Here is a 9,013-nt window from a genome sequence, read left to right as displayed (position 1 = left end):
AGATCGCGATGTACCTGTGCCGTGAACTGACCGGTCTCACGCTGCCCAAGATCGGCGACCTCTTCAACCGCCATCACTCGACGGTCATCCACGCGGGGAAGAAGATCGCCGGTCAGATGTCAGATCGGCGGGTGGTCCACGATCACGTCCGGGAGATCACCGCGCGGGTGCGTCGGGAGTGTGATTCGTAGCGCGGCTGCCGCCGAGATTCCAATGTCAGACAGCCGTCGTAGTTTCTCAACCATGAACATGACCAGGGCCGTTGTGGCCGCTATCGCCGTCGCTGGACTTATGGGCATCGCCGGAGAAGCCCACGCCACCAAACCCGCCGTCTGGGCTCATTGCAGTGAGAGCGAAGCTGGCGATCTCCGATACACAGACTCCGGCCGATCTGTGGCCTGCATTTACCACAGTCGGAGGGAGACCCTGTGGACGCCAACCGCCGAAGTTGATCCGGTCGTCCGGGAGAAGGGCCAATACTGCACCAACGCGTACCCCGTTGCGCGGAACCGTCGCGGCAAAGCCCTGATGTGCGTCCAGGGCGAGTGGTCATATGGCCCGTAGCCCTGGCTGTCCTGACACCAGAACTTGCCAAACTGTTGCCGATGATTCCTGACCGCGATCGATACCTCGGGGCGCTGGTCGGCCTTGCGGTCGGCGATGCTCTCGGCGCCCCACTCGAATTCACCCAGCGCGACGCCGCTCCCGCGGTCACCGGAATGCGAGGCGGCGGGAAATTCGACCTCAAGCCGGGTCAATGGACTGACGACACGTCGATGGCCCTGTGTATCGCATCGAGCCTGATCGAGACCGGAACCTTCGACCTTCGCGATCAGCTCGACCGATTCCTTCGTTGGCGCGACGAGGGGTACCTCACCAGCAGGGGCAAGTGCTTCGGAATCGGGCAGCAAACGTTCTGGGCACTAAGCGATTTCACCAAGTCTGGAACGGTCACGCGGAACTCGTCGAGGCGATGGCGTGCTGGAAACGGTTCGCTGATGAGGCTGGCTCCGGTACCAATGGTGTTTGCCCACGATCTCGATCTGGCGGCTTGCGCTTCGGGCGTAAGTTCGCTGACGACTCATCCCGTCACAGAATGCCGGGAGGCGTGCGCCACCTACGGACGGCTGATTGCCGGTGCGCTTCGCGGGTGGGAACGCGACGAAATCCTCGCTGAGGGCCAGCGACTAGCGGGCGGGGCCTCCAGTGAACCGCTGCGCGCCGTGCTCAGCGGCGCCTACCTCCAGAAGTCCCGCGATGAGATCTCCTCGTCGGGCTATGTCATTGCCACCATGGAGGCAGCGCTCTGGGCCTTTGCGCACGCGGCTGACTTCGAGTCGGGAGCCCTGATGGCGGTCAACCTCGGACATGACGCCGACACCGTCGGCGCGGTGTACGGACAGCTTGCCGGCGCCCACTTTGGATACTCGGATATTCCGACTGCGTGGATCGTGCAGCTCTTCGATCGCGAGGGCATCGTCACGATCGCTACTGCGCTTCACGGCCAGATGTCCAAGATCGAGGTGGCCCCAGAGACTGCTCGACTTCTCGATGACGCCACATCGCGGCGTCGTTGACAGCGGTCCGTCGGAAACAGGAATCGCCCCCTGACGCCGAGCGTCGGTTCACTCGGGCCGCGTCAAGACATCCATGAACTCGTCGTTAACGAACAAGACCTCGCGGCCAACCTTGACCTCGCTAAGCAGCCCCGCCGCTACGAGGGCATGCAGCCACGAGGACGCCGTTTGACGTGAGACCTCACACCGTTCGGCAACATTGTTGATGCGACAGTAGGGCTGCTCGAACAGCACAGCCAAGAACTGAGCATCTCGACCTCCTGGCGTAGTTGCTCGGGCGCGCTCGGCGATGTCGTCCTGACACCTGCGGATCGATGCGATCTTACGAGTGGTCGATGTTGCTGACTCGCGGACCACGTCAAGCATGTAGAGGATCCAGTCGATCCACGCGTCGTCGGCGGTCACTCCCCGTAGCAATCGGTAGTAGTCGTTCTTTCGCGCGATGATCGCGCGCGACAGATAGAGGATCGGGTCGCGAAGGAGGCCAGCCTCGATCAGCATCAAGATGTTGATGACGCGTCCCGTGCGGCCGTTGCCGTCGTGGAACGGGTGGATTGCCTCGAACTGATAGTGGGCGAGGGCCATGCGCACGAGAGGATCGAGTTCGTCGTCCGCGTGGATGAAGCGCTCCCAGTCCGCGAGTTTGTCGCGGATGACGTCTGCACCCTCGGGTGGTGCATAGACGACATGCCGCATGACGGGGTTCGCGATTCGCGTCCCAGGGATACTTCGGACTGCCATCTCCCGCCCCTGCAGCTGGCAGCAGACGAGAGCCGCGGTAGCCGCCGTAAGCGGGCGTTCACGAATCGCCTCGACGCCTGCGAATAGTGCACTGCGGTAGCGCAGAGCCTCCTTGGTGGCATGGCCACCCCCGCCGGAATCTGCGTGTTTGAACAACTCATCGGCGGTGGTCACGATGTTCTCGATCTCAGAGCTTGCCTGCGCTTCAAGCAGTGGGACAGCGTGGATCAGAATGTTCGGGTTCGGTAGCAGCTGACCCGCTTGCGCGAGCGTGGCTAACGCAGTCCGAGCGCCAATCGCCGCCTTGAGTACCTGCTTGGGTTCAAGGTCGAGGCGTGCCGGCGGCAGAGGTGGCAGGTCGTTGAAGGGAACATCAGGGCTCCAGCTCATGTGTCAGATCCTTCAACGTATCCCTATAACATGTTAAATATTCCGAGAAATATTAACATGTCAGCGTGCCGTGTTAAGTCCCTCAGCACTTCATCCCAGGCAGCATACGACAGCCGTCAGACGGCCGCGGCAGGCTCGCCACCACGCGAAACGTGTTAAGATTATTGGATAAACTTAACGTATCTTCGCCACGTGTTACGTCGCTTGACGCGTTCTCCGCGTCGCGAGGGCCCTCATCGGGGCCTGTTGAGGTAACAACCGAACAGTGCCCCGCCGCACGGCAGTATCCGCAAGCACCACGGGCTCCTCAAGTCCGGCACCCGCTCAGTCTCACGATCCGCATTTCGCCGCCGGCGAGTTCAAGAAGCCCGACTGCCGTCGCGCTTCGCCTCAAAACTCAGATGACTGTGTCAGAGGCACATGCGAGTCTTCAACCATGTCGTACGGACTCTTTGGAACGGTCGGCCTCCCGCTGCGAGGTTGGATCAGCGTCACCGAATTCATTCACGCCCACCACTGCGAAGTGGAGTGGCACGCCGGCCTGGAGGAAGGCTGGGTCGACGGGCAGTGGATCGATCAGTCGGGGGTTATGGTCTCCGCCCGCGTCCATGCGAACGGAACCGTCGAGGCTGTACCCGGGGCACTGAGAGAGGCCCGGACACTCGCCGCGCGATTCGGCGTGGTTGACGGCGACAACGTCATGTACGCCGATGTCGTCGACGCCGACGGTGAGCGGATCGGCCGATTCTGCGCGGACACCGCCCAACACCGCGATATCGCACTGCTCGACCCGGAGACGCCCACACCGGTTGTCGTCACCGGACTGTGCAAGTCGGTCAGCGTCCACCCCGATGCTGCGGCATTCAGGACCTCCCCAGACTCGTCGATGGGCCAGTCGGGTGAGCGACGGACGATGCCCGACGGGACGGTCACCAACGAGTTGAAAGTCGGCCTGCCCAGCTTTTTCCCGGTGGGAATGTTGACGGCCGATCCATGGCAGCCGACGAGCCTCGTCAACGCCGTGGTCGAGTCGGCGCGGACTGTGACCGTCAACGCCTCGGGCGAGCAAGTGGTGATGGCAACGGTGGAGCCCCTCGACGGACTCGGCATGACGCTATGCTGGCCACCCGATCTCGCACCGCAGCCAAGGCCGGGCAACGTCGTTCATGCGAAGGCCTACCTGACCGCGTTCATTCCCGAGGTCTGGCGGCGTGTCGTCACGCGGTCTCCGCAACCCGCGCGACCACCGCTCGATGACCAGGACGTAGAACTCACACCGCTCAGTATTGGCAGGCGTCACGTCCTGCACTTGATGTTCGAGCACTCGCTCGACGCCGCAGGCCTGCCCTGGTGCTACGACGGCGGGGACTACTACGACGTGGACGGACGTATCCGCGCCGGGTTGGCTGGCATCGCACGGATAGTTGCCAACGCCCCGCTCGCCCACTGGCAGGGAATCGTCGATGAGCGAATCGGCCACATCGGTGAGGTGCTCTCTTCCGAGGACAAAGCGCCGACTCTTGACCGGTTGTACCCACGCCTTCGCGTACAGCAGTCCAACGGCCAGGCCGACTACCCGTTGACCGGGGTGATTGACGGCCTGGAGGTACTTCTCGCCATCGACTCACCGCGGTCCGTGTCGCTTGTGCAGGACCCTAGACAGCTTGCGCCGCTGGGTCCGCTCGAGCGTCTGTTCGCCGCGGCCGAGGAGAACCTCGCTGCCCTTCCTGTTCCGGCGCCCGACCCGGTGGAGGTCGAGGCGGGCGATCGACCGCTGACGATCTTCGCGTTCGAGTTCGACGACTATTTCGGAGCGTCGCGCCTACTCCACGTCGCGGACCTGGTGCGCGAACACATCGGACCAGCCCCGCATGGGGTCGTCGCATCGATCCCCGACCGCCAGGTGCTAATGATCGCGGTTCTCGACGAAGGACCGGCCCTCGGGACGATCAACACGTTCGCCAGCGTGACTCAGGACGTGTATGACTCCGCCGACGGACCGGTCTCCCGCGAGGTCTACTACCAACGTGACGACAACCCCGCGCAGCCGATCGCGCACTTACAGGACGACGACACCGTCTACGTCAAGGTCACTGAGCAGTTACACGTCAACCAGATTTTCGGGGGCGACGAATGAGCGCTCGATAGCGTCGAGGTTCGCATGACTGCGAGAGTCACGCCTTGTTAGCTCGCACGATCTGGCTATAGGTCGCGGTGCTCGAGCGCGCGGTGCGACGCTGCGTCTCGCGGTCGATCTCGAAAAGACCGGCGTGTGAGCGCCATCCCATGAACCATTCGAAGTTGTCGATCATGGTCCAGTGGATGTAGCCGCGGACATCAACACCGTCGGCGATGGTCGAGGCGAGGCCGGCGAGTGATTCGGCGATGAACCACTGGCGCACGTCGTCACGGTCGGTCGTGAGGTCGGCGCCATGCTCGGTGATGAGGATCGGCTTGCCGGTGATCTCGGCAGCCTCGCGGGCGCACGTTCCCAACGTAGTGGAAACCATCGGGAGGTTGTTGTCCATGAGGCAGTCGCCGCCGAGGATACGCCCGGTGTGGTCGTAGCTGATTCGTCCATAGTTTTGGACGCCGACGAAGTCGCCGACCGTTCCAAAGTCGCGCAGCCAGCGGCGGTTCAGGACCTCGTCGACGTGCGCGGCCTGCTCTTCGCCCCCGTCGAAGCCGTAGTGCTCCTGCATCGACAGGGTGACGCCGGCCATCGCGTTCGGTGCGCCCGCATGCACGGCGTCGACGGCGCGGCGGTGCGCATCGAGGATCACCGCGATGGCCTCTTCAGAATCTCCGCACGGGAGGAACGGCACGAAATCGTCGATCGGAACGCCGAAGTACTGTGCGGCGCGCTCCCGCGCGGGGTTGAGCAGTGCCGCCATTTCGGGGCTGAGGAGCCCGTTGCCGGTCATCTGCATAGGGGTGTTGACCTCATTGATGGTGCAGAACCAGTTCACCCGATCGCCGTAACGCGTCGCGATGCGGTGCGCGAAGTCGCCGAACTGCTTGGCCAACTCGGGGTTCTTCCAGCCGCGTCGGGGGAGGATCCAGTGGGGGCTGGAGAAGTGATGCAAGGTCGCGACGGGAGTCATCCCGTGAGCCAGGCACGAGTCGATGACGCGGTCATAGTGATCGAGGACAGTGTTCGAAATAAGGCCCTGTTCGGGTTCGATTCGCGCCCATTCGATCCCAAAGCGGAAGGCGTTCAGTCCGAGCGACGCAGCGAGGGCGAAGTCCTCCGCGTAGCGGTTCCAGGAATCGGTGGCGTCGCCGCTCTTTTCCTTGAACATCGAGTCGGGCATGTGCTCCATCGCCCACAGGTCAGAACTGGTGTTGTTCCCATCGTTCTGGTGGGGCGCGGCACGCGCTCGTCGGCGAAATCACCAGTGGCGGAGTAGTCGCGAATTCGACCCGTCGAACCTATTGCCGTGACCGTCCGGGTCGTTGCCCTCGTGGACGATGATCTGCGGCCATGGCGGCTGGCGCACCATCGCGAGGGTCGCGAACGTCGCCGCGATCAGCCCGGTGGTGACCCCGATCCGCGCGAGCAGATTCCTGTCGATCGCCGGAGTCCATGTGGTCTTGCCGTCGTGCACGGTGAACACACCCTCGGTCACCGTATTGCCACTCAAACTCGACCGCGTCACCGGAATCACGTAGGTGCTCTCGTCAACCTGGATCGGCTCACCCTGTTCAGTCATACCGCTTACCCTACGGAGATTCCACGTCGGGTGGGTCTCGATACAGCCGAGTCGCTACGCTCCCCGGCCACTCGACCACCGATTGATTCGTGCCGATCCCCGGCGCGACGGGCGTAGCGTCAGAGGTGCCGACGACCCCAGCGGAAGGTGCCTCCCATGCGCGCAGTGACCTACGTCAGGAACAACACCGTCGAGCTTCGCGAAAAGCCCATTCCTGAGATTGCCGCCGATGAGGTGCTGCTCAAAGTCGGTGGCGCGGGGGTCTGCCATTCCGACATTGCAATCATCGGAATGGGCGATGAGAACCCACTCATCGGCTCGACGCTGGGCCACGAGGTCGCGGGCACCGTCGACAAGCTCGGCGCCGACGTGCAGGGCTGGAAGGTCGGCGACCGCGCCCTCGTCGCACTGATCCTCTCCTGCGGTCAGTGTCGCGAATGCCTCGCCGGCCGCGACAACCAGTGTGAAACCGTCTCGCCCCGCGACTCCCTCGCGCCGCTGTCCCCGGGCATCGGCGTCGACGGTGGGATGGCCGACTACATCGCCGTCAAGGCGCATCACCTCGATCCGTTGGGCGATCTCGACGTCGTCGCGGCGGCGCCCCTGGCCGACGCGGCCCTCACACCGATCCACGCGATCAACTCCGTCCGCGACCGTCTCACCGGCGACGCGACCGCCGTGGTCCTCGGCCTCGGCGGACTCGGCCACATGGGGTTGCAGATCCTGCTGGCGACCACCGGCTCGCGCATCATCGGCCTGGACACTGACGCCGAGAAGCTCGCCTTCGCCGAGTCGAAAGGCGCGATCGCAATCCCGTCCGACGGCGAGGCCGCCGGCAAGATCCTCGAGCTCACCAACGGCATCGGTGCCGACGTCGTCTTCGACTTCGTCGGTGTGCAGCCCACCGTCAACACGGCGCTGGCCGCCGTACGCAACGGCGGAGCGATCCGGTTCGTCGGCCTCGGCGGCGGCTCGTTCCCCTATCTCGCCGGCTCCGATCCGAGCCTTCCGTGGGGCGTGAACATCGAGCGCGCCTACGGCGGCACGCGGTCGGAGATGCGGCAGGCGATCGCCCTGGCCCGCGACGGCAAGATCGGCGTCGAGGTCAAGCGCTACTCACTCGACGACGCGGTGCAGGCCTTCGACGATCTACATCACGGTCGCGTCCAAGGCCGGGCGGTCTTGGTTCCGTAAGGTCTCGATACGATCGCTCGTCCCTCGCGATCACTCGACCACCGTTAGAGCCCAGAAGTACCGACTGCTGGGCATGAGATCGAGGCCGTCCGCAGCGCCGAACCGGGCGACGCTGGCCATCAGCTCGGTGATGCGGCGCGTGAGCTCGGCGTCGTCGCCTCCGCTGCCGTAGAACACGTGCGGGTCGGTCATCGCAGCCATCGGGAAGTGTTCTTCGACGATCCCGGCGACCTCCGGCGATCCATCGGTGAGCACCTCCTCGACGATGTTCTGCACATACGCCTCGGTGTTCTGGGTGCGGATCGCCACCGCGGTGTGGTGGAGCATCCAATAGTCGAGGTAGTCCTCACGAGACATGTCCGGCGGCCTCCGCAGCAACGCGATATTGGCCAGCACCGCTGCCCGCTCCCCGTCGGGAACCGGTCGCGGATCGAGCCGAACGACCTCGGTGACCCGGTAGGCATCCGGCTGCGACCCGACTGCCTCGGCGATCGCGTCGACGATCGGCGTCGACGGCCCGTCAGTCCACACCGACAGCACCGCCGAGAGCGGTTGCGAGCCATGCAGGCGCATCGCCGGGGCGACGGCCTCGTCGTCGACGTTGACCTGCAGAGCAGTGGCGCCGACCGCGGCAAGCACCCGTCGCAGATCAGGGCCGAGCAAGATCGGTGCGACGTTCTCATCGTGTACGGCCAGCATCAGCTTTGTCATGCGCGCACCTCCGTCGCGTCGCGGTTGCCTGGAGTCGCCGTCTTCAGAAGAAGTACGCCGGCTCGTCGTCGAGGATCCGCTCAAACATCGCAACCAGACCTCGAAGGTTGCCGTTCGCGCGTGCTTCGTGGCACGCTGCGTAGAGTTCGGCGGACTCAACGAGTTCCCAATCGAGGCCACTTCTGCGTTCGGCGAGAAGGAGGTCGAAGAACTCACGCGTGCAACGACCGTTTCCTTCCCGGAATGGATGTGCGAAGTTCACGTAGTCATAGATGTACGCGACTTTGCCCGCCAGGTGATTGGGACCGACGCCTCGCAACCGATCAAGTTCATCAATGGTCGCCGCGGCATGATCCATCGCCTGCCGAATGTTCCCCGGCGGGCTGAACGCCTCACCGCCTTTTTCCAACCCAACGGTCCGCAGGTCTCCAGCCCACTCGTAAACATCCTGGAAAAGGTGGCGATGGATCGATTGGAGATAGCCAAGGTCGTAGGTGCGAGAGCCCAACAAACGCGGCGTCTCGCGAAGCTCGATGACGCGCGCCTCCACCAGATCGTTTTCGGCGTCACGAAGGGTAGCTGCGGTGGTCGCCCCGACACGGTTGCGCAGCACGCCGGTGCCCGGGATGAAGTAGCCCTCCCAGTCAAGCGCCGGATCGCCGTTGTCCCAGGGACGAGACACCAGAC

9 protein-coding genes and 1 pseudogene are annotated in these 9,013 nt (G+C 64.0%); 4 read left to right on the top strand and 6 right to left on the bottom strand.

Going from position 1 to position 9,013, the window contains the following annotated elements; translation table 11 throughout:
* Together B4L26_RS15940 and B4L26_RS15935 are read left to right on the top strand one after the other, a co-directional pair.
* A partial coding sequence (locus B4L26_RS15940; protein ID WP_290720314.1) for a helix-turn-helix domain-containing protein occupies positions 1-191 on the top strand: 191 nt, incomplete at its 5' end.
* Between the two features lie 414 nt (positions 192-605).
* On the top strand, positions 606-1,577 hold the full coding sequence (locus B4L26_RS15935) for an ADP-ribosylglycohydrolase family protein (protein WP_290720312.1): 972 nt from the start codon (positions 606-608) through the stop codon (positions 1,575-1,577).
* A 48-nt stretch (positions 1,578-1,625) separates the two neighbouring features.
* Here B4L26_RS15935 and B4L26_RS15930 read toward each other — a convergent pair whose 3' ends face one another.
* The gene (locus tag B4L26_RS15930; protein ID WP_290720310.1) at positions 1,626-2,708 is read right to left on the bottom strand and encodes a Fic family protein; all 1,083 of its coding nucleotides are present in this window, start codon (positions 2,706-2,708) and stop codon (positions 1,626-1,628) included.
* A gap of 436 nt (positions 2,709-3,144) precedes the next feature.
* On the opposite strand from B4L26_RS15930, the gene B4L26_RS15925 reads away from it, so the two are divergent.
* Complete coding sequence (locus B4L26_RS15925; protein ID WP_290720309.1) at positions 3,145-4,845, top strand: hypothetical protein; 1,701 nt, start codon at positions 3,145-3,147, stop codon at positions 4,843-4,845.
* Positions 4,846-4,882: 37 nt separating this feature from the next.
* Here the strand turns inward: B4L26_RS15925 and B4L26_RS15920 are convergent, their stop codons facing one another.
* From B4L26_RS15920 to B4L26_RS15910, 3 genes and pseudogenes are all read right to left on the bottom strand, one after another.
* The gene (locus B4L26_RS15920; protein WP_290720326.1) at positions 4,883-5,218 is read right to left on the bottom strand and encodes a family 1 glycosylhydrolase; all 336 of its coding nucleotides are present in this window, start codon (positions 5,216-5,218) and stop codon (positions 4,883-4,885) included.
* Between the two features lie 99 nt (positions 5,219-5,317).
* Positions 5,318-6,058, bottom strand: a pseudogene (locus tag B4L26_RS15915) (family 1 glycosylhydrolase); the annotation flags it as partial.
* 42 nt (positions 6,059-6,100) lie between these two features.
* On the bottom strand, positions 6,101-6,421 hold the full coding sequence (locus tag B4L26_RS15910) for a hypothetical protein (RefSeq protein ID WP_290720307.1): 321 nt from the start codon (positions 6,419-6,421) through the stop codon (positions 6,101-6,103).
* Positions 6,422-6,577: 156 nt separating this feature from the next.
* Here B4L26_RS15910 and B4L26_RS15905 point away from each other — a divergent pair, with 156 nt between their 5' ends.
* Complete coding sequence (locus B4L26_RS15905) at positions 6,578-7,615, top strand: alcohol dehydrogenase catalytic domain-containing protein (RefSeq protein ID WP_290720305.1); 1,038 nt, start codon at positions 6,578-6,580, stop codon at positions 7,613-7,615.
* A gap of 30 nt (positions 7,616-7,645) precedes the next feature.
* On the opposite strand, the gene B4L26_RS15900 is transcribed toward B4L26_RS15905, so the two are convergent.
* Both B4L26_RS15900 and B4L26_RS15895 read right to left on the bottom strand, forming a co-directional pair.
* Positions 7,646-8,326, bottom strand: a complete 681-nt coding sequence (locus tag B4L26_RS15900) for an EthD domain-containing protein (protein ID WP_290720303.1) — start codon at positions 8,324-8,326, stop codon at positions 7,646-7,648.
* 43 nt (positions 8,327-8,369) lie between these two features.
* On the bottom strand, positions 8,370-9,008 hold the full coding sequence (locus tag B4L26_RS15895) for a Fic/DOC family protein (protein WP_290720301.1): 639 nt from the start codon (positions 9,006-9,008) through the stop codon (positions 8,370-8,372).
* Between the last annotated feature and the right edge of the window lie 5 nt (positions 9,009-9,013).

The sequence above is a fragment of the Gordonia sp. UBA7599 genome, from assembly GCA_002477755.1.
Classification (GTDB): domain Bacteria; phylum Actinomycetota; class Actinomycetes; order Mycobacteriales; family Mycobacteriaceae; genus Gordonia.
Note: the sequence above shows the minus strand (reverse complement) of the source record. Positions and strands in the feature narration are given on the sequence as shown.

What these genes read in the sequence shown, in the direction of transcription:
- B4L26_RS15910 (WP_290720307.1), bottom strand. Translation starts at nt 6,421, where the DNA reads ATGACTGAACAGGGTGAGCCGATCCAGGTTGACGAGAGCACCTACGTG.
- B4L26_RS15925 (WP_290720309.1), top strand. Translation starts at nt 3,145, where the DNA reads ATGTCGTACGGACTCTTTGGAACGGTCGGCCTCCCGCTGCGAGGTTGG.
- B4L26_RS15930 (WP_290720310.1), bottom strand. Translation starts at nt 2,708, where the DNA reads ATGAGCTGGAGCCCTGATGTTCCCTTCAACGACCTGCCACCTCTGCCG.
- B4L26_RS15905 (WP_290720305.1), top strand. Translation starts at nt 6,578, where the DNA reads ATGCGCGCAGTGACCTACGTCAGGAACAACACCGTCGAGCTTCGCGAA.
- B4L26_RS15920 (WP_290720326.1), bottom strand. Translation starts at nt 5,218, where the DNA reads ATGGTTTCCACTACGTTGGGAACGTGCGCCCGCGAGGCTGCCGAGATC.
- B4L26_RS15935 (WP_290720312.1), top strand. Translation starts at nt 606, where the DNA reads ATGATTCCTGACCGCGATCGATACCTCGGGGCGCTGGTCGGCCTTGCG.
- B4L26_RS15900 (WP_290720303.1), bottom strand. Translation starts at nt 8,326, where the DNA reads ATGACAAAGCTGATGCTGGCCGTACACGATGAGAACGTCGCACCGATC.